The sequence below is a fragment of the Staphylococcus sp. EG-SA-10 genome, assembly GCF_017151945.1.
Classification (GTDB): domain Bacteria; phylum Bacillota; class Bacilli; order Staphylococcales; family Staphylococcaceae; genus Staphylococcus; species Staphylococcus aureus.
The window spans coordinates 104,089-123,914 of the sequence record NZ_JACVZJ010000003.1 but is presented as its reverse complement, the minus strand read 5'-3'; the positions used below and the strand labels follow the sequence as shown (position 1 = coordinate 123,914).

The window sequence follows — 19,826 nt, the reverse complement described above, 5'->3', positions numbered from 1 at the left end:
AGGTACCCTACATCATAATCATTATCTAATATCGTCACATAACTTACTTATGCTATAATCATGGTATTATATTGTTTGGAGTGATTTGATGAGATTTGTCTTTGATATTGACGGTACGCTTTGTTTTGACGGCCGATTAATTGACCAGACTATTATTGATACATTGTTACAATTACAACATGCTGGTCATGAACTTATATTTGCATCTGCACGTCCGATTCGTGATTTGTTGCCAGTTTTACCATCAGTATTTCATCAGCTCACATTAATTGGCGCAAATGGTGCTATGATTTCACATCAATCAAAGATTTCTGTAATCAAACCAATTCATACAGATACATATCATCATATCTTAAAAATAATTCAAAAGTATGAGTTAGATTATATTATTGATGATGATTGGAATTATGCTGCACAACTTGACGCTGAGAACGCTATTTTTGAGCGTTTAGATCCACATAAGCTGGCCAGTTGTATTGATGTTGCAAATATCGTCACGCCAATCAAGATTATTTTATTAAATATAGACGCGGCACAAATTACAACTATATTAGACGAGCTAAATAAATACCATCAAGAATTAGAAATGATTCACCATTCAAATGAGTATAACATTGATATAACAGCGCAAAATATTAATAAATATACTGCATTACAATATATATTTGATGCAGATGTAAAATATATAGCATTTGGTAATGACCACAATGATATTGTCATGTTACAACATGCTAGTAGTGGCTATATTATAGGACCATCAGAAGCATACACACACGCAATATTGAAACTTGATAAAATCAAACACATCGATAATAATGCACAAGCTATTTGCAAAGTCTTAAAATCATTTAAATAAAAACACCCCTATCAAATGATAATCATTATCAATCGATAGGGGCTATTTTAATAAAATTCGTCCTCGAACATTTCGTCCTCTTCATCTAATCCAAATAATTCTGCCATTTCTCCATGTTCAATTAACATGTTTAAATATGCATCACGGAGTTCTTCTTCACTCATATCATTAATCATTTCTTTAAGAGAATCAATCCACATATTTCTGCGTAAGTGATAGTCTTCTTCAACTTCGTTTAACATGGTTATATGTTTATTTGCTGCTTCTGGACTAGCTGTAAAGAGTAATGCAATCATATGTTTACATATCACTCGTCTTCCATCAGCATGAGGACAATTACATTTGGATTTTCTAGGATGTTCCATATCAATATAACAACGATATACTTTGTTACCACTGCCCTTTACTTCAGCCTCATGCTGCATTTCTGAAAATGATTTTAAGTTAATGACGCATTCACTTTGATAATAATTAAAGCCTCTTTCTATAGAACGAATACTTGCAATATCAAGTAATCCCATTAATGATACTCCTTTTTATTATTATTTTTAAATATAGAAAATAAAATCGATAAGTGTCTAGATTAATATACTTTATTTATATATATTTTATAACAAGTCTAGAATTATCGCATTCTTAAATAACTAATATGAAAATGCTTGCACTAATTCTTTTGTATAAGGGTGTCTATCAACATTAAATAATTCCTCTATTGTAAAATCATCGACTATCATGCCATCCTTAAGAACGATAATTCTATTAACTAAGCGTTGTAACACGGATAAATCATGAGAAATAACGATAAAATGATTTAAGTTCGTAATCGTTTGCGCTTTTAATATATTTATTACATTTTGTTCAGCTATAACATCTAAATTAGAAGTTATCTCATCACATATTAAAACGCGAGGCTGTGCTAATAACGAACGCATGACATTAAATCTTTGTAATTGTCCACCACTCACTTCGCTTGGTAATTTAGTCAATAATTGCGCGTTCAACTCAAAAGTAGATAAATGTTGTATTAATAATTGATCCTGAGCAGTATTATCAGTTAGGCCTCTGTAATAATATAACGCTTCTTTTAATGAGTTCTCAATCGTCCAATCAGGGTTAAAGCTAGTTAAAGGGTGTTGGAAAATTGGTAACACAGCATTGTCACTTAAGTAAATTTCTCCTTTAACAAGTTTAAATAAGCCAAGAACCAATGAAGCGAGCGTACTTTTACCACAGCCACTTTCGCCTAAAATACCAACATTTTCTCCATCGGGTATAGTAATATTGATATCTTGTAGCACCATCTGCTTTTTATTATAACCAAAAGTCACATGTTTTAACTCAATCATAGTAATCCCTCTTTAATTGTGTTCTATATTTAATTAGGTGTTTAGTATACGGATGCAAATGCTCATACTTGAAATGATCAATATTGCCTTGTTCAATGATTTGACCTTCTTTTAAAACATTAATGTACTGACAATATTTCAATACATGACTTAAGTTATGTGTGATAATAAATAATGTTTGACCATGTTCTAATACAATATGCTGTAATAAATCCATCACTTGATTACCGTTCAAAGCATCCAATGATGCAACTGGTTCGTCTACAATAATTAATTTAGGCTCCAACATGAGAACGCTTGCTATGTATACGCGTTCAAGTTGGCCCCCAGAAAGTTGGAAACTATATTTATTTAATATATCTTTGCTTTGTAAATTAACCCACGACAAAGCCTTGTCAATTTTGGACAAAGCCTCTTCTTTACTGCTTTTATAATGCTTACGATAAATCGCAGTTAACTGTTTACCTAATTTAGTATGGTCGTTAAAACTTTCTGCATAATTTTGAGAAATATAGCCAATTGTATGACCATAATATTGACTCAATCTACTAACATTTTCCCCATCAAATTGGTACGAATCATACGTGCAGGTTAAATCAAATGGTAAATATTCAAGTAAGGCTTTAGCAATCAAACTTTTTCCAGCGCCGCTCTCTCCAATCAAGGCATTAATCTGTTGACTAAAAATTTTCAAATCAATCCCTTTAATAAGTGATTTCTCACTAGTATTCTTTATTGTTAAATTTTGTATATCAATGAGACTCATAATATTCACCTCGTTGTTTCAGCAATCTATCTCTTAGTGCATCACCGGTTAAATTAAAAATTAAAATAGTTATAGCAATGACTGAAGCAGGTGCAATCAACATAATTGGATGAGACGAAATAAAATCACGACCTTGTTGCAACATAGCGCCCCACTCTGGTGTTGGCGGTTGTGCACCTAACCCAATAAATGATAGTGAACTTATATATAGAATGATTTTACCGAAATCAACGACCATCACAACGATAATAGCCGGTATAATTTTAGGTGTTAAATGACGTATTAATATTGTTCTTGTAGGTACATGAAATAATTGTGCCATTTTTATATAAGGCTTATTCATTTCGCTATTAACTATACTTCTAGTCAACCTTGTGTAATTCATCCATTTTATTACTGTAATTGAAATAACTAAATTCCATAAAGATGGTTGGAAAAAGCTTGCTAAAGCAATCATGATGATAAATTCTGGAATACTTAGACCAACATCAATAAACCTTAACACTAATCGTTCAATCCACCCCTTTTTATATCCTGCAAATAGACCTAGTGTAACACCTATGACAACGATAGCTATTAATGTTAAAACAGTAACAAACAATGTTGAACGTGCACCGATAATAATTCGGGTAAATAAATCTCTCCCATAATCATCAGTTCCTAATAAATGCAACCAACTAATAGGTTCAAAAGTTTGTGATAAATTGACTTTGGTTGCATTTTCACTACTGACAAAGAATTGTAGTACAATCATCATAAATATAAATGCGCCGAATACAAAAAAGATAAGGTTATTCTTTGAAAATATTTTATGCATGACGGTCACTACTTTCTGATATCAATGGTGTATTGGTTTTGTTTTTTGGATTTCCTAATTGTAAACGCTGCTTCGGATCAAGTAATAACGTCAATAAATCAGCAATCGTATTAATAATAACAACGAAGAAGCCAATAAATAACACGCATCCTTGAATAACAAGATAATCTCGAGATTTAATACTATCCATTAATAGATAACCAATACCAGGTATATCAAATAAATTTTCAATCACTACAGTACCACCTATTAGACTACCAAGTGAAATCCCTAATAATGGGATAATCGGTAAAATTGTTGGTTTTAGTAAATCATGAATTAAAATATAACGTTCATTCATACCTCGTAATCTTGATGCTTGTACGATATTACTTTGCAATAACGTCAATAAATTAGAGCGCACTAAACGAATGATGTATGCACACATACCTAAAGATAGCGTGAATACAGGCAATACAAACTGACTTAGTATAACGCTATCTATATTCATTAAATTTGTGACAATAAATAATAAAATAATACCGATAAAGAACGCTGGTAAACTAATTGATAGAGTTGAGATCACTCTAATCACTTTGTCAGATAACTTATGAAATCGTTTGGCTGATATAATGCCGAGCGGTATAGATATGCATAACGACACTACTAATGTTGAAAAAGATATGAGTAATGTTATGGGTGCATAGTTGAATAATATCTGTGTTACCGGTTCTTTTGATTCAAAACTTTTTCCTAAATTAAAATGTAATAAATGATTCATCCAATGCCACCACTGTACCAATAAAGAATCATTTAATCCCAATTTATCTTTGGTTGCATTTATTTGTTCCGTCGACACTTGTGCTACATCAAGATGTAATATTTTATCAACAGGATTGCCTGGTGATAATTTCATTAAAATGAATGTAAGTGTAGAAATAACAAATAAAACAACTATCATATGCATCAGTCTATACAACATAGACTTTATTATGAACATAATAGTCCCCCTCCTTGTGTAAGTTACTAACACTTTCTTTTTACATGAGAATGGCGCATGTATATGCAACTTACATATTAAGAACCAACGTTCATTATAGTATTATCCAAAAAGAAATTGAAGTATATTTAATTTTTTTAACAAAATCATTATAAAATATAATATTTTGAATCAAGTCAACCATGTAAAATATAAAAAAGTCAAAACAAAAACAACTATAGCACTGTATTCCATCTCTTTCGAAATAATTGTTACTGCAGTGTAACTTAAAAGTCGATGATTTTGTGCATATAGTTGTCGAATATTATTTTTTATCTTTACGGCGAAGTTCAGCGCCTTCATAGCCGTATTTTTCAATTTGCTTTTCTAATTTACGCGCTTTTCTTTCTTTACGCCAATTTCTAGTAAAATACCATAATAGAAAACTAATTAATAAACTCATGATCGCTAAAAATGCAGCGTATCCTAATAATGGTTGATATTTTATATCTTGAAAATTTGGAATAAAAAATGCAAGCACACCTAATATAACAAATGTAATTACTGCAGATACAAACCATTTATTTAAAACTAAGCAACAGAATATTGTTAATAAAATCATTATTAATGTTGTGATCCATAAATAATTAGGCATATCGAATAATGTCATATTCATTCTCCTTTTATTTCATTACTTTCCTTGTATACATTTTATTATAAATTTTTAAAAACTTAAACAATAGCAGTCAGTTTCAAGCAATATTCTATCTACTATTAGAAAAAACATTGTTCCTTGCGACATGGAAATCGTAACATTATCGTTTGCGAGATAAAATTATGTATAATGAATGTATTATACCAAAGGAGTGATTATATGTCTCAAGGTTTACCTTTAAGAGAAGATGTTCCTGTTTCAGAAACATGGGATTTAGTAGACTTATTTAAAGATGATCAACAATATTATGAAAGTATTGACGCTCTAGTACAACAAGCAAATCAATTTCATCATACATATGCAACAACATTAAATTCAATCGAACAAATTAATACTGCTTTAGCTGAATTAGAAAATATTTTAATTGCCTTAGATCGCTTAAGTAATTATGCAGAACTACGTTTAAGTGTAGATACTAGTAATATTGAGGCACAAGTATTGAGCGCTAAATTATCTACTACATACGGCAAAATTGTTAGCCAATTATCATTTGTAGAGTCAGAAATACTTGAATTACCAGAAGAAATACTTCAACAATTAGAAGAAGCATGTCCATATCAACACTATATTAAACAGTTAATTAAACAAAAGCCATTCCAATTATCTGCGTCGGTAGAACAAGTATTAGCAACTTTATCACCTACGCTAAACAGTCCTTACGATTTATACGGCACGACAAAAATGCTAGATATTACATTCGATTCATTTGAACATGATGGTACAACGTACCCTGTCGACTATGCTACGTTTGAAAATGATTATGAAGATAATAAAAATCCTGAGTTTAGACGTAAAAGTTTCAAATCGTTTAGCGATGGGATTCGAAAATATCAGCATACTACCGCGGCAACATATAATATGCAAGTACAACAAGAAAAAATTGAAGCTGATTTACGTGGATTTGAATCGGTCATCGATTATTTATTACATAGTCAAGAAGTAACGCGTGATATGTTTGACCGTCAAATCGATATGATTATGCGTGACTTGGCACCAGTTATGCAGAAATATGCTAAACTTTTACAACGTATTCACGGATTAGATAACATGCGTTTTGAAGACTTGAAGATTTCTGTAGACCCTGATTATGAACCAGAGATTTCAATTGAAGACTCAAAAAATTATATTTTCGGTGCGTTAAGTGTTTTAGGTGATGACTATACAAACATGTTACGTGAAGCATACGATCAGCGATGGATTGATTTTGCACAAAATAAAGGTAAAGATACAGGCGCATTTTGTGCAAGTCCATACTTTACACATTCATATGTGTTCATTTCTTGGACTGGTAAAATGGCTGAAGCATTTGTCTTAGCACATGAATTAGGTCATGCAGGTCATTTTACATTAGCTCAAAAACATCAACCATATCTTGAATCAGAAGCATCAATGTACTTTGTTGAAGCCCCTTCTACAATGAATGAAATGTTGATGGCCAATTATTTATTTAACACAAGTGATAATCCAAGATTTAAGCGTTGGGTTATTGGCTCAATTTTATCTAGAACATATTATCATAATATGGTTACCCATTTATTAGAAGCTGCTTATCAACGTGAAGTGTATCACAAAGTAGATCAAGGTGAATCTTTAAATGCGCCGACATTAAATGAAATAATGCTAAATGTTTATAAACAATTTTTCGGAGATGCAGTAGACATGACTGAGGGTGCTGAATTAACATGGATGCGTCAACCTCATTACTATATGGGATTATATTCGTATACGTATTCTGCTGGCTTAACAATCGGAACTGTCGTTTCTCAAAAGATTAAAAATGAAGGCCAACCAGCTGTTGATGCTTGGTTAGAAACATTGAAAAAAGGTGGTAGTGTATCACCTGTCGAACTTGCAAACATTGCGGGTGTAGACATTACTACAGAACAGCCACTTAAATCTACAATTCAGTATATTTCTGATTTAGTGGATGAAGTTGAAAAATTAACAGATGAAATTGAGCAAGCAAATAACTAAGATGCGAGACAATTTATAGTAGAACAATATAAACCAAGATTTTCACATTACTAATTGTGAAAATCTTGGTTTTTTTGAGGGTTTATGAATAATAGAAATATATATTTATCGTAAGGGATTTTATAGTAATAACTTTAAGTTATTGTTCGTAATGTGTACCTGTTAAATAAAAATAAACACTTTCAGCGATGTTAATAATATGATCACCAATACGTTCTAAATGTCTTGCTGCTAAATGTGCTTGTGCAGCGACAAATGGATCGTTATCAATAAGATACGTTGCGTTAATAATATGACTATATAAGTCATCGATATCTTCATCACGCTCAATTATTTCTCTTATTAATACGGTATCTTTCTTTTTAAATGCTTGATCTAAGTCCTTTAACATTAACATAGCTAATTTACCCATTGTCTTTAAACGGGTTAACACATAATCATCTGTAATCTTCGTACGCAATCGAATATTGGCAATACTCGATGCATTATCTCCTATTCTTTCTAAATCGGAGGCGATTTTTAATGAAGAAATCATCATACGCAAATCACTCGCAATGGGCTGTTGCTTTGTAATTAACATGATAACTCGCTCATTAATATTATAATTTAATTGATTGATATGTTTATCGTTTTTAACTGTTTGTCGTGCAAAGCCTCTATCGTCAATACTTAATGATTTTATACCATTTTCAATACTCACATAGACATTTGCACCTAACCGACGTAATTCTTTTATTAAATCATCAAGTTGCTCCTGATATCGTTGTCTAATTATTGCCATTATATATCAACCAAACCTTCCTGAAATATAATCTTCTGTTTTCTTGTTTGATGGGTTAGAGAAAATTTTATCAGTATCATCATATTCATTGACATAACCATTTAAGAAAAATGCAGTTTTATCTGATACACGAGCTGCTTGTTGCATATTATGTGTAACCATAATAATTGTATACTTTTCTTTTAGTTCTTGAACCAACTCTTCTACTCTTAATGTTGAGATTGGGTCTAATGCTGATGTCGGTTCATCCATTAAAATGACTTCAGGTTCAATTGCTAAACAACGCGCGATACAAACACGCTGTTGTTGCCCACCGGATAAACTATATGCATTTGTGTGCAACCTATCCTTTAATTCATCCCAAATTGCAGCGCCACGTAATGATTTCTCAACGATTTCATCAAGAACTTTTTTATTTTTAATACCGTGAATCTTTGGACCGTAAGTAATATTATCGTATATTGATTTTGGAAATGGATTAGGTTGTTGAAAGACCATGCCCACATTTGTACGTAATTGTTCTTTAGAATATTTTTGATCAAATATGTCTTGATCGCGATATAGTATTTTACCAGCTGTTTTGACTGTGGGTACTAACTCAACCATTCGATTCAAAGTTTTAATATATGTTGATTTGCCACAACCAGATGGACCTATAATGGCAGTAATTTGGTTTTCATAAATATCTAAATTAATATTTTGCAATGCATGATTTTCGCCATACCATAAGTCTAAATTTTGTGTTGAATATATAACAGAATGTGAGTTTGTATCATTTGGTGTTTTATGATGACTTTGTGAGACATCAAACGTATGACTTTGAGATATTTGTTTAGTTTGTGCAAGTGTTTGCGCCATATTTAAAACTCCCTTTTTAATAGATAAATGAGATTGATTGTTTAAATTAGAATTTTTTACTAAATTTGTTACGTAAAATAATCGCAACGCCATTCATTAAGATTAAGATAACTAGTAAAACGATAATGCCTGCCGATGCAACATTCTGGAATTCTTCTTGAGGCATTTTTGCCCAAGTAAATATTTGGATAGGTAATGCTGAAAATTGATCCAATATACTTCTAGGTGTTGCCAATAATATAGTCGGTATACCGATAAGCACAAGTGGTGCTGTTTCTCCGAGTGCTCTTGAAAGAGACAAAATGAATCCAGTTAAAATACCAGGTAACGCTGCTGGTAAGACAACACGTCTTATCGTTTGCCATTTATTAGCACCTAAGCCGTAAGAAGCTTCGCGTACTGAGTTAGGTACAGCTCTAATTGCTTCCTGACTTGAAACAATAATAATTGGTAATATCAGTAAGGTCATTGTTAGCGCTGCTGCCAATATACTGTTACCCATTTTCAAGGCTTCAATCCCTGCACCACCAACGAACAAAGTGTAACCTAATAACCCAAATACAACTGATGGTACACCAGCTAAATTAGAAATACTGATTTTAACAAACTGAGTAAATTTGTTGTTTTTCGCATATTCTTCTAAGTATATAGCTGTACCTATTCCTAGGATGATTGATAATGGAATGATACTTAACATTAACCAAAGTGAACCGATTAACGCGCCTTTAACGCCAGCCATGGATGGTGTTGAAGAAGAAAAGTTAGTGAAAAACTGTAAATTTAAATGACTTATCCCTTTAATCAATGTTTGAGTTAACAACGCAATAAGTACGACAAGCCCTAATAATGTACATGCTAAAAATATGAGTTTGAACACTTTATTTTTAACCGTTCTGGATGATAAATGTTTTTGGACAAGTTGTTGATCGACGAGTGATTGTCTATTATTATCTGTCGTTTCCATATTAATACTCCTCCCTAAAACGCTTAGAAATCCATTGAGAAAGTAAATTCATGATTAAGGTAAAGATAAATAATGTGAATCCTACAGCATAAATACTGTAATAAATATTTGATCCAAATGTTGCATCACCTGTCGCTATCTCAACAATATATCCAGTCATTGTTTGAATCGAACTTGTTAAACTTAATGAAGCTGTTGGTGAACTACCTGCCGCTAATGATACAATCATAGTTTCTCCAATTGCTCTTGAAATCGCGAGAACGATTGAAGCTACAATACCTGATGTTGCTGCAGGAAGTACGACTTTAGTTGCTACTTCTAATTTAGTTGCTCCAAGTCCATAGGCACCTTCACGAATTTTATTTGGTACAGATGCCATTGCATCCTCACTCAAACTTGTGATGAGAGGGACAATCATAATACCGACAACTAAGCCGGGACTTATAGCATTAAACTCTCCAAGACCTGGTATGAAAGATCTTAATACTGGTGTAACAAAGGTTAATGCAAAGAAACCAAACACAATTGTTGGTATTCCTGCTAAAATTTCTAATATCGGTTTAATTATGCGTCGTGCACGGTCACTTGCATATTCACTTAAATAAATTGCTGCACCAAGCCCGACTGGAACTGCAAATATAGTCGCAATAACTGTGATTTTTAAAGTCCCTATTATCAATGCCCAGATACCAAACTTAGGGTCTGAACCGGTAGGATTCCAAGTAGTAGAAAATAGAAATTCAGTTATTGGAATTCTGGTGAAAAAAGTGATGGTTTCTAAAAGCAATGTGATTAATATACCTAGTGTTGTTAAAATGGAAATCGCTGAAATTGCGGCTAAAATAACTGGTATAATTTTGTCATTATGCTTCCCTTTTTTATTATTATTTTTTTCAATTAAAGCTTTAACATTAGTAGATGAAGTCATAATCAAACCTCTTTCTATTACTCCCAAAATAATTAGATTTGTAAAATAATGATGAACCACTATTTTAAGTTGATAAGCTTGTAGACTAACTGAATGTCAAAATCAGCGTCTCGATAAATCAAGCTTTGTACTCTAAATAATGATTCACCATCAAAATCATGTTTCAAGACACATTTGAAATTGCGTCTTATTATTTTTTGTCTTCAGACTTTTTATCATCAGATTTCTTGTCGTCTGATTTTTGATTTTTATCAATAAATGCTTTTAAATCATCTAATTGTGATTTGTATGTTTTCTCTGGTGCTGCTACATATCCAGCTTCTTCAGCTGCTTTACCTTTATCTTCTAAGACGAATTTGATAAATTCTGACATTACTTTATTATCTTTCAATGCTTTTTCATTTACATAAATGAATAATGGTCTACTTAATGCATAAGAGTTATCTTGAATTGTTTTTTTCGTAGGCTCTGTTGCTTTACCATTTTCATCTTTGATTTTAACTTCTTTTAATTTATCTTTATTTTGTACGTAGAAGTTATATCCAAAGTATCCGATTCCCTCTTTGTTTTTCGTTACAGAAGAAACGATAGCATTTGTATCAGCATTTTTTTCTGCTTTAATATCTTCTTTATTCATTACTTCATTTTCAAAGAAGTCATAAGTACCATGACTTGAGTTTGGTGATACAGCATTTATTTTTTTATCTGGCCATTTACTATTAACATCTTTCCATGTTTTAGCTTTTCCAGAATAAATTGCTTTTAATTGCTGTTTGTCTAATTCATCTACAAAATCATTTTCTTTATTTACAGCAACCGTTACACCATCTTGCGCAATTTTGAATTCTTTGTATTTGATATTCTTATCCTGTAATTTTTGCTTCTCTTCATCTTTAATTGGTCTAGAAGCATCAGCGAAGTCGATATCTCCTGCAATGAATTTTTGGAAACCAGCACCTGTACCAGCTTGTCCTGCTGAGATTTTAGCATCCGAGTGATCTTGAGCCCATTTTTCATTTAATTTCTCCACAATTGGTGCTACTGTTGATGAGCCATCACCTTTAGCTTCCCCTTTTAAATCACTATTACCACTGCCACCATTACCGCCACCACAAGCACCTAATAATAGTGTTGCACCTAAAGCTGTAGTACCAACAAATTGCCATTTTTTCATTGAAATATCCTCCCTGTATGAACAACAAATAGTATTTGTATTGATTACATCTTTATCTTAACCTTGAATTATTAACCTCATTTTTAGAAACTGTAAATGTTACATAAATGTTTGTTAAGAAAATGTAAATATTATTTTTTGTTAATCTGAAAAATATTGCTTCATTAGTAAAATTAAAATGCTTCCTGAAAAATTATCGAAATTTAAATATGAACACAAAAAAATGGACAGATGAAATTAAAAAACTACTTCATCTGTCCGATTTAATATTGAATATAAAAAACACGCATCCTACGATACGTGTAAAAATGATTATTCTTTTGAGTCAATTCGACTCCAACCTTTTTTAGTTAAAGTGATTTTACCAGTTTCTATATTAATAATCTTCTGTTTATATAAGTGACCGATTGCACGTTTGAATGAACCTTTACTCATATTGAATACTTCTTTAATCGCTTCAGGGCTTGATTTGTCCCAGAATGGTAATTCACCATCATATTCAACTAGTAAATCAAAGATGACTTGACCGTCATCGTCTAAACGTTCATGTGCAAGTGGTAAAAATGAACCATTTAACTCACCTTTATCATTATGCCCGATAATTCTAACTTGAACAGATTCACCTAGTCTCGGTTCAGCTTTACGTTCTGATTCATGTACGAATATTTTGTAACCTGATTCGCTTAATAAGAAGCTACCAATTCGTAATACGCGGTAAGGTTTGGCTTCAATGACTTCGTTTTTTAAATTATCGTCGTGTACAGGTGTAAACATATTTTCTACAACAGATTCACTCGCTAAACGTCCATACATATGATTCTCACGGTCAATTCGCAATGTAACTAGCAAATGATCACCTGGTTGTGGCCATAGTGATTTCACTTTTGGTAAATCTTCCCATGGTACTAACACTTCACGGGGTAATCCAACATCTATACGTGCCCCATCGCGATCCGTTTTAAGTACTTTAGCAAAATCATATTTATCTTTCGTAATATCAGGCATATTTTGAGTTGCAAATAATTCACCTGAACGGTTTGGATAAATGAAGAAACTATATTCTTCACCTACTTCTAATTCATCATCATCGTTCATTTCTGATTGGTTTAACTTTACGTTTTCACCGTTTGGTCCTTTTAAAAGGTAAGTTGAGCCTTGTAACCCTACTACTTCAAGGAATTCTATAGAACCTACTATATCTTTGTCTAATGCCATGTTATTCTCCTTCGATTCTTGTATTCTTTATTATTATAACATGTGTGAGTCATTCTATCATTACAACTTATATGAGGTCGAAACTGTGACGATAATATGATATAATTCTTCCGTTAGAATATCGAATGAAAAAAAGGAGAAAATGCATGTTACAAGTAACTGATGTGAGTTTACGTTTTGGAGATCGTAAACTATTTGAAGATGTAAATATTAAATTTACAGAAGGTAATTGTTATGGATTAATTGGTGCGAATGGTGCAGGTAAATCAACATTCTTAAAAATATTATCTGGTGAATTAGATTCTCAAACAGGACATGTTTCATTAGGTAAAAATGAACGTCTAGCTGTTTTAAAACAGGACCACTATGCTTATGAAGATGAACGCGTGCTTGATGTTGTAATTAAAGGTCACGAACGTCTTTATGAGGTTATGAAAGAAAAAGATGAAATCTATATGAAGCCAGATTTCAGTGATGAAGATGGTATCCGTGCTGCTGAACTTGAAGGTGAATTTGCAGAAATGAATGGTTGGAATGCTGAAGCTGATGCAGCTAACCTTTTATCCGGTTTAGGTATCGATCCAACTTTACACGATAAAAAAATGGCTGAATTAGAAAACAACCAAAAAATTAAAGTATTATTAGCGCAAAGTTTATTCGGTGAACCAGACGTACTATTACTGGATGAGCCTACTAACGGTCTGGATATTCCAGCAATTAGTTGGTTAGAAGATTTCTTAATTAACTTTGATAATACTGTTATCGTAGTATCACATGACCGTCATTTCTTAAATAATGTATGTACTCATATCGCTGATTTAGACTTTGGTAAAATTAAAGTTTATGTTGGTAACTATGATTTTTGGTATCAATCTAGTCAGTTAGCACAAAAGATGGCTCAAGAACAAAACAAGAAAAAAGAAGAAAAAATGAAAGAGTTACAGGACTTTATTGCTCGTTTCTCAGCTAACGCTTCTAAATCTAAACAAGCAACAAGTCGTAAAAAACAACTTGAGAAAATTGAATTAGATGATATTCAACCATCATCAAGAAGATATCCTTTCGTTAAATTCACGCCTGAGCGTGAGATTGGTAACGACTTATTAATCGTTCAAAATATCTCTAAAACAATTGACGGCGAAAAAGTATTAGATAATGTATCATTCACAATGAATCCAAATGATAAAGCGATTTTAATTGGAGATAGTGAAATTGCAAAAACAACATTACTTAAAATATTAGCTGGCGAAATGGAACCAGACGAAGGTTCATTTAAATGGGGTGTTACTACATCATTAAGTTACTTCCCTAAAGATAACTCAGAGTTCTTTGAGGGTGTAAATATGAATCTCGTTGATTGGTTAAGACAATATGCTCCTGAAGATGAACAAACAGAAACATTTTTACGTGGTTTCTTAGGTCGTATGTTATTTAGTGGTGAAGAAGTTAAGAAAAAAGCTAGTGTGCTTTCAGGTGGAGAAAAAGTACGTTGTATGCTAAGTAAAATGATGTTATCAAGTGCGAATGTACTTTTACTTGACGAACCTACTAACCACTTAGACTTAGAAAGTATTACTGCTGTCAATGATGGTCTTAAATCATTTAAAGGTTCTATCATCTTTACTTCTTATGACTTCGAATTTATCAACACGATTGCAAACCGTGTTATCGATTTAAATAAACAAGGCGGCGTTTCAAAAGAAATTCCATATGAAGAATACTTGCAAGAAATCGGCGTTTTAAAATAAATATAATATGTAGAATTTCTTTTCGAAAATCTCTGTGTTGAGGCCCGGCCAACTTGCACATTTTTGTAAGTTGACTTACTGTCACCTTCTATATTGGGACTTATTCCCCAACTCGTATTGTTTGTAGAAATTATGAATCCAATTTCTCTTTGCCTGGCACCGACAAGGGTTGAAAAAAGCTAGCTACAAAGTCATTTTCATTCAGTCAACTACTGTCAATATAACATTGCAGGGCCTAGGGCATTGATTCATGTCCGAGACTATATTCAATTTAATAGACATTAACTGGGCATCTCGATGCTAATATTTATAGCATCGAGGTGTCCTTTTTATTTTATTTTTTAACACATCAGCACAGTGAACACCCCTTCTCTAAATTACAAATACAGTTATCAACGCATTAAAAGAGTACATTTATTTGATGTGCATATTGAGTATGCTATAAGTATTTTGGATTTTATTTTTCAAAAAGTCTTATTATCACCACCTTTTATAATATAAGCAACGCTATAACTTGAATTTTCAGGTTATTCCAAAAAATCTAAATTATCGGTTTACATTCATATTTGTCATATGTATAATGAACACATACCAATTTAATAATATTTTGATGAGGCGCATCAATCATGAGTAAAGTTTAGATTACTGTCTGCTAACAGCTAAATTTGAAAGGGTGCGATGCCGAAGCGATTATAATAGCAGTTATAATTTGTTGGACTTTTTGGTTAAGAGCTGAGAGTTTGTCATTATTTAAAAATAATGGAGTGCATCACTTGTAAATAGATTAAGAGCAAGTTCGCATTCCGAACTTGTTCTTTTTTTATTATTGTGTGCCCTTCCTAACAATTAGGAGGATTATATGGTAACAAGAAGTGTGTTGAAATTTGGCGGATCATCCGTCAGTGATTTTACAAAAATAAAAAGGATCGCTGAAATGTTAAAGGAGCGGGTCAATCAAGATGAACAATTAATTGTCGTTGTAAGTGCTATGGGTAACACAACAGATCAATTAATGACGAATGTATCGACATTGACTAAAACACCAAAACAACAAGAACTGGCATTATTATTGACAACCGGAGAGCAACAAACTGTATCTTATTTATCAATGGTATTAAATGATATCGGTGTGAATGCCAAAGCAATGACTGGCTATCAAGCGGGTATTAAAACCATTGGCCATCATTTAAAAAGTAAAATTGCTCAAATTAATCCTCAAACATTTGAACAAGCCTTTCAAGAAAACGATATTTTAGTAGTTGCTGGATTTCAAGGCATCAATGAACATCAGGAATTAACAACTTTAGGCAGAGGTGGTTCTGATACGACCGCTGTGGCACTTGCTGTTAGTAATCAAATACCTTGTGAAATTTATACCGACGTTGATGGTGTGTATGCCACTGTCCCAAGACTTTTACCAAAAGCTAAACGACTAGACATCGTCTCATATGAAGAAATGATGGAAATGAGCGCTTTAGGTGCTGGTGTACTTGAAACAAGAAGTGTTGAATTAGCTAAAAACTATAATATCCCTTTATATTTAGGGAAAACTTTATCGAACGTGAAAGGAACATGGATTATGTCAAATGAAGAAATATTAGAGAAAAAAGCAGTTACTGGTGTGGCTTTGGATAAACATATGATGCATGTAACAATTAGTTATCCCCTACCTGACAATCAGCTACTTACACAACTATTTACGGAACTTGAAGAAGGCGCTGTAAATGTTGATATGATTTCACAAATCGTCAACTTGGATGGGCTACAACTATCCTTCACAATTAAAGATAGTGATTTTCATCAAATTTCTATGATTCTTGAAACATTAAAGAATCAATATGAAGCATTAGCTTATAAAATCAATGAGCATTATGTCAAAATTTCATTAATTGGCTCAGGTATGCGTGATATGTCAGGTGTGGCATCAAAAGCATTTTTGACATTAATTGAAAATAATATACCTTTCTACCAAACAACAACATCTGAAATAAGTATTTCATACGTCATTGATGATTTTAATGGGCAACAAGCGGTAGAAAAACTATATGACGCATTTAACATTTAATGGTAAAATGATTGTTAAAATATTCTAAAAATTGGAAATTATTATAAAATGGAGTGACAAGTTATGACAAAATTAGCAGTTGTGGGTGCAACAGGATTAGTAGGTACAAAAATGTTAGAGACATTAAATCGTAAAAATATTCCTTTCGATGAATTAGTATTATTTTCATCAGCACGTTCTGCAGGGCAAGAAGTTGAATTTCAAGGAAAAACATATACAGTTCAAGAATTAACTGAGGCTCGTGCAAGTGAACATTTCGATTATGTATTAATGAGTGCTGGTGGCGGTACAAGCGAACACTTTGCCCCACTCTTTGAAAAAGCTGGTGCAATCGTTATAGACAATTCAAGTCAATGGCGTATGGCAGAAGATATTGATTTAATCGTTCCGGAAGTCAATGAACCTACATTTACAAGAGGTATCATTGCCAATCCAAACTGCTCTACGATTCAATCTGTTGTACCTCTAAAAGTATTACAAGATGCCTATGGATTAAAACGAGTGGCATATACAACATATCAGGCGGTATCAGGTTCAGGGATGAAAGGTAAAAAAGATTTAGCTGAGGGCATTAACGGTAAGGCACCTGAAGCATATCCACATCCAATTTATAATAATGTATTACCGCATATTGATGTGTTTTTAGAAAATGGATATACAAAAGAAGAGCAAAAGATGATTGATGAAACTAGAAAGATTTTAAATGTACCAGACTTAAAAGTAACAGCAACATGTGCACGTGTTCCTGTTCAAGATAGTCATAGTGTTGAAATTGATGTAACGCTTGAAAAAGAAGCGACTGCAGAAGATATTAAAGCATTATTTGATCAAGATGACCGCGTTGTTTTAGTAGACAATCCAGAGAACAATGAATATCCAATGGCAATCAATTCTACTAATAAAGATGAAGTATTTGTTGGCCGTATACGTAGAGATGATTCATTAGAAAATACTTTCCATGTATGGTGTACATCAGACAATTTATTAAAAGGTGCTGCATTAAATGCTGTACAAGTATTGGAACAAGTTATGCGTTTAAAAGGAGCGAATTAAAATGACACATTTATTTGAGGGTGTTGGCGTTGCACTTACAACCCCTTTTACAAATAACAAAGTTAATCTTGAAGCTTTGAAAGCACACGTTAATTTTTTACTAGAAAATAATGCCCAAGCAATCATCGTTAATGGAACTACTGCTGAGAGCCCTACTTTAACAACAGATGAAAAAGAACTCATTCTAAAAACAGTTATTGATCTTGTAGATAAACGTGTTCCTGTCATAGCTGGAACTGGAACTAATGATACTGAAAAGTCAATCCAAGCTTCAATCCAAGCTAAAGCCTTAGGGGCTGATGCAATTATGTTAATTACACCCTACTACAACAAAACGAATCAACGTGGTTTAGTAAAACATTTTGAAGCGATTGCAAATGCTGTGAAATTACCAGTCGTGCTGTACAATGTTCCTTCAAGAACGAACATGACAATTGAACCAGAAACTGTAGAAATATTAAGTCAACATCCTTCTATTGTAGCTTTAAAAGATGCTACGAATGATTTTGAGTATTTAGAAGAAGTGAAAAAGCGCATTGATACAAATTCATTTGCATTATATAGTGGCAATGATGACAATGTTGTAGAATACTATGAACGTGGTGGTCAAGGGGTTATCTCTGTTATTGCCAATGTCATTCCTAAAGAATTTCAAGCGTTATACGATGCTCAACAAAGCGGATTAGATATTCAAGATCAATTTAAACCAATCGGCATACTGTTATCAGCCCTATCAGTTGATATTAACCCAATTCCTATTAAAGCTTTAACAAGTTATTTAGGATTTGGAAACTATGAATTACGTCTGCCATTAATTACACTAGAAGATACAGATACTAAAGTGCTTCGTGAAGCATATAACATATTTAAAGCGGGTGAAAATGAGTGAAAATATTACTAATTGGCTATGGCGCAATGAATCAACGCGTTGCTAGATTAGCAGAAGAAAAAGGCCATGAAATTGTGGGGGTAATCGAACCTACACCGAAAGCAACAACGCCATATCAACAATACCAACATATTGCTGATGTTAAAGATGCCGATGTTGCAATAGATTTTTCAAATCCAAATCTGCTTTTCCCTTTATTAGATGAAGAGTTTCATTTGCCATTAGTTGTGGCAACAACTGGCGAGAAAGAAAAACTACTTAATAAGTTAGATGAATTGAGTCAAAATATGCCTGTATTTTTCAGCGCGAACATGAGTTATGGCGTTCATGCACTGACTAAAATTTTAGCAGCTGCTGTTCCCCTACTTGATGATTTCGACATCGAATTGACTGAGGCACATCATAATAAAAAAGTAGATGCACCAAGTGGTACGTTAGAAAAATTATATGACGTGATTGTATCTTTGAAAGAAAATGTAACTCCTGTTTATGATAGACATGAATTAAATGAAAAACGCCAGACACAAGATATTGGTATTCATTCTATTCGTGGAGGTACGATTGTCGGTGAACATGAAGTTCTATTTGCCGGCACTGATGAAACGATTCAAATCACGCATCGTGCACAATCAAAAGATATTTTTGCGAATGGTGCAATACAAGCAGCAGAACGCTTAGTTAATAAACCAAACGGCTTTTATACGTTTGACAACCTATAA

The 19,826-nt window shown here is 32.7% G+C and carries 20 protein-coding genes and 1 riboswitch; of the genes, 7 read left to right on the top strand and 13 right to left on the bottom strand.

Annotated elements, in window-relative coordinates; translation table 11 throughout:
- Window positions 1-88: 88 nt before the first annotated feature.
- Window positions 89-856, top strand: a complete 768-nt coding sequence (locus IDG45_RS04110; RefSeq protein WP_001213014.1) for a Cof-type HAD-IIB family hydrolase — start codon at window positions 89-91, stop codon at window positions 854-856.
- A 47-nt stretch (window positions 857-903) separates the two neighbouring features.
- On the opposite strand, the gene IDG45_RS04105 is transcribed toward IDG45_RS04110, so the two are convergent.
- From IDG45_RS04105 to IDG45_RS04075, 7 genes are all read right to left on the bottom strand, one after another.
- Complete coding sequence (locus IDG45_RS04105) at window positions 904-1,377, bottom strand: SWIM zinc finger family protein (protein WP_000523661.1); 474 nt, start codon at window positions 1,375-1,377, stop codon at window positions 904-906.
- A 123-nt stretch (window positions 1,378-1,500) separates the two neighbouring features.
- A complete protein-coding gene (locus IDG45_RS04100; RefSeq protein ID WP_000571246.1) occupies window positions 1,501-2,202 on the bottom strand; it encodes an ABC transporter ATP-binding protein in 702 nt (233 codons plus the stop codon).
- Complete coding sequence (locus tag IDG45_RS04095; RefSeq protein WP_000052322.1) at window positions 2,195-2,968, bottom strand: ATP-binding cassette domain-containing protein; 774 nt, start codon at window positions 2,966-2,968, stop codon at window positions 2,195-2,197. The genes IDG45_RS04100 and IDG45_RS04095 overlap by 8 nt, the downstream gene beginning before the upstream one ends.
- The gene (gene nikC, locus IDG45_RS04090; RefSeq protein ID WP_000548923.1) at window positions 2,955-3,785 is read right to left on the bottom strand and encodes a nickel transporter permease; all 831 of its coding nucleotides are present in this window, start codon (window positions 3,783-3,785) and stop codon (window positions 2,955-2,957) included. Before nikC ends, IDG45_RS04095 begins: the two co-directional genes overlap by 14 nt.
- A complete protein-coding gene (gene nikB / locus IDG45_RS04085) occupies window positions 3,778-4,764 on the bottom strand; it encodes a nickel ABC transporter permease (protein WP_000469939.1) in 987 nt (328 codons plus the stop codon). The genes nikC and nikB overlap by 8 nt, the downstream gene beginning before the upstream one ends.
- A gap of 171 nt (window positions 4,765-4,935) precedes the next feature.
- Window positions 4,936-5,121: a hypothetical protein gene (locus IDG45_RS04080; RefSeq protein ID WP_031927640.1), complete on the bottom strand. Its 186-nt coding sequence runs from the start codon at window positions 5,119-5,121 to the stop codon at window positions 4,936-4,938.
- Entirely contained in the window at window positions 5,069-5,413 is a 345-nt protein-coding gene (locus tag IDG45_RS04075; RefSeq protein WP_000171798.1) for a 6TM ABC transporter family protein, read from the bottom strand. The genes IDG45_RS04080 and IDG45_RS04075 overlap by 53 nt, the downstream gene beginning before the upstream one ends.
- 204 nt (window positions 5,414-5,617) lie before the next feature.
- Here IDG45_RS04075 and pepF point away from each other — a divergent pair, with 204 nt between their 5' ends.
- Window positions 5,618-7,432, top strand: a complete 1,815-nt coding sequence (pepF, locus tag IDG45_RS04070) for an oligoendopeptidase F (protein ID WP_000077560.1) — start codon at window positions 5,618-5,620, stop codon at window positions 7,430-7,432.
- A 139-nt stretch (window positions 7,433-7,571) separates the two neighbouring features.
- Here pepF and phoU read toward each other — a convergent pair whose 3' ends face one another.
- The 6 genes from phoU to cvfB form a co-directional block, all read right to left on the bottom strand.
- Window positions 7,572-8,213, bottom strand: a complete 642-nt coding sequence (phoU, locus tag IDG45_RS04065; RefSeq protein ID WP_000974850.1) for a phosphate signaling complex protein PhoU — start codon at window positions 8,211-8,213, stop codon at window positions 7,572-7,574.
- Between the two features lie 6 nt (window positions 8,214-8,219).
- Entirely contained in the window at window positions 8,220-9,071 is an 852-nt protein-coding gene (gene pstB, locus IDG45_RS04060; protein ID WP_000079452.1) for a phosphate ABC transporter ATP-binding protein PstB, read from the bottom strand.
- 46 nt (window positions 9,072-9,117) lie between these two features.
- Window positions 9,118-10,035, bottom strand: coding sequence for a phosphate ABC transporter permease PstA (gene pstA / locus IDG45_RS04055; RefSeq protein WP_000450291.1), 918 nt, complete (start codon window positions 10,033-10,035; stop codon window positions 9,118-9,120).
- A 1-nt stretch (window position 10,036) separates the two neighbouring features.
- On the bottom strand, window positions 10,037-10,963 hold the full coding sequence (gene pstC / locus IDG45_RS04050) for a phosphate ABC transporter permease subunit PstC (protein WP_000204625.1): 927 nt from the start codon (window positions 10,961-10,963) through the stop codon (window positions 10,037-10,039).
- Window positions 10,964-11,153: 190 nt separating this feature from the next.
- Window positions 11,154-12,137 carry a phosphate ABC transporter substrate-binding protein PstS gene (locus IDG45_RS04045; protein WP_000759232.1) on the bottom strand — a complete coding sequence of 328 codons (984 nt, stop codon included), beginning with the start codon at window positions 12,135-12,137 and terminating at the stop codon, window positions 11,154-11,156.
- A 312-nt stretch (window positions 12,138-12,449) separates the two neighbouring features.
- Window positions 12,450-13,352, bottom strand: a complete 903-nt coding sequence (gene cvfB, locus IDG45_RS04040; RefSeq protein ID WP_001162352.1) for an RNA-binding virulence regulatory protein CvfB — start codon at window positions 13,350-13,352, stop codon at window positions 12,450-12,452.
- A gap of 146 nt (window positions 13,353-13,498) precedes the next feature.
- Between cvfB and IDG45_RS04035 the strand changes: the two genes are divergently transcribed.
- The 5 genes from IDG45_RS04035 (at window position 13,499) to dapB (ending at window position 19,826) form a co-directional block, all read left to right on the top strand.
- Window positions 13,499-15,100: an ABC-F family ATP-binding cassette domain-containing protein gene (locus IDG45_RS04035; RefSeq protein ID WP_000942297.1), complete on the top strand. Its 1,602-nt coding sequence runs from the start codon at window positions 13,499-13,501 to the stop codon at window positions 15,098-15,100.
- Window positions 15,101-15,702: 602 nt separating this feature from the next.
- Window positions 15,703-15,878, top strand: a riboswitch (Lysine riboswitch).
- A gap of 81 nt (window positions 15,879-15,959) precedes the next feature.
- The gene (locus IDG45_RS04030) at window positions 15,960-17,165 is read left to right on the top strand and encodes an aspartate kinase (protein ID WP_000258731.1); all 1,206 of its coding nucleotides are present in this window, start codon (window positions 15,960-15,962) and stop codon (window positions 17,163-17,165) included.
- Between the two features lie 63 nt (window positions 17,166-17,228).
- Entirely contained in the window at window positions 17,229-18,218 is a 990-nt protein-coding gene (locus tag IDG45_RS04025) for an aspartate-semialdehyde dehydrogenase (protein ID WP_000163539.1), read from the top strand.
- A gap of 1 nt (window position 18,219) precedes the next feature.
- Complete coding sequence (gene dapA, locus IDG45_RS04020) at window positions 18,220-19,107, top strand: 4-hydroxy-tetrahydrodipicolinate synthase (protein ID WP_000149268.1); 888 nt, start codon at window positions 18,220-18,222, stop codon at window positions 19,105-19,107.
- Complete coding sequence (dapB, locus tag IDG45_RS04015) at window positions 19,104-19,826, top strand: 4-hydroxy-tetrahydrodipicolinate reductase (protein ID WP_000698240.1); 723 nt, start codon at window positions 19,104-19,106, stop codon at window positions 19,824-19,826. The genes dapA and dapB overlap by 4 nt, the downstream gene beginning before the upstream one ends.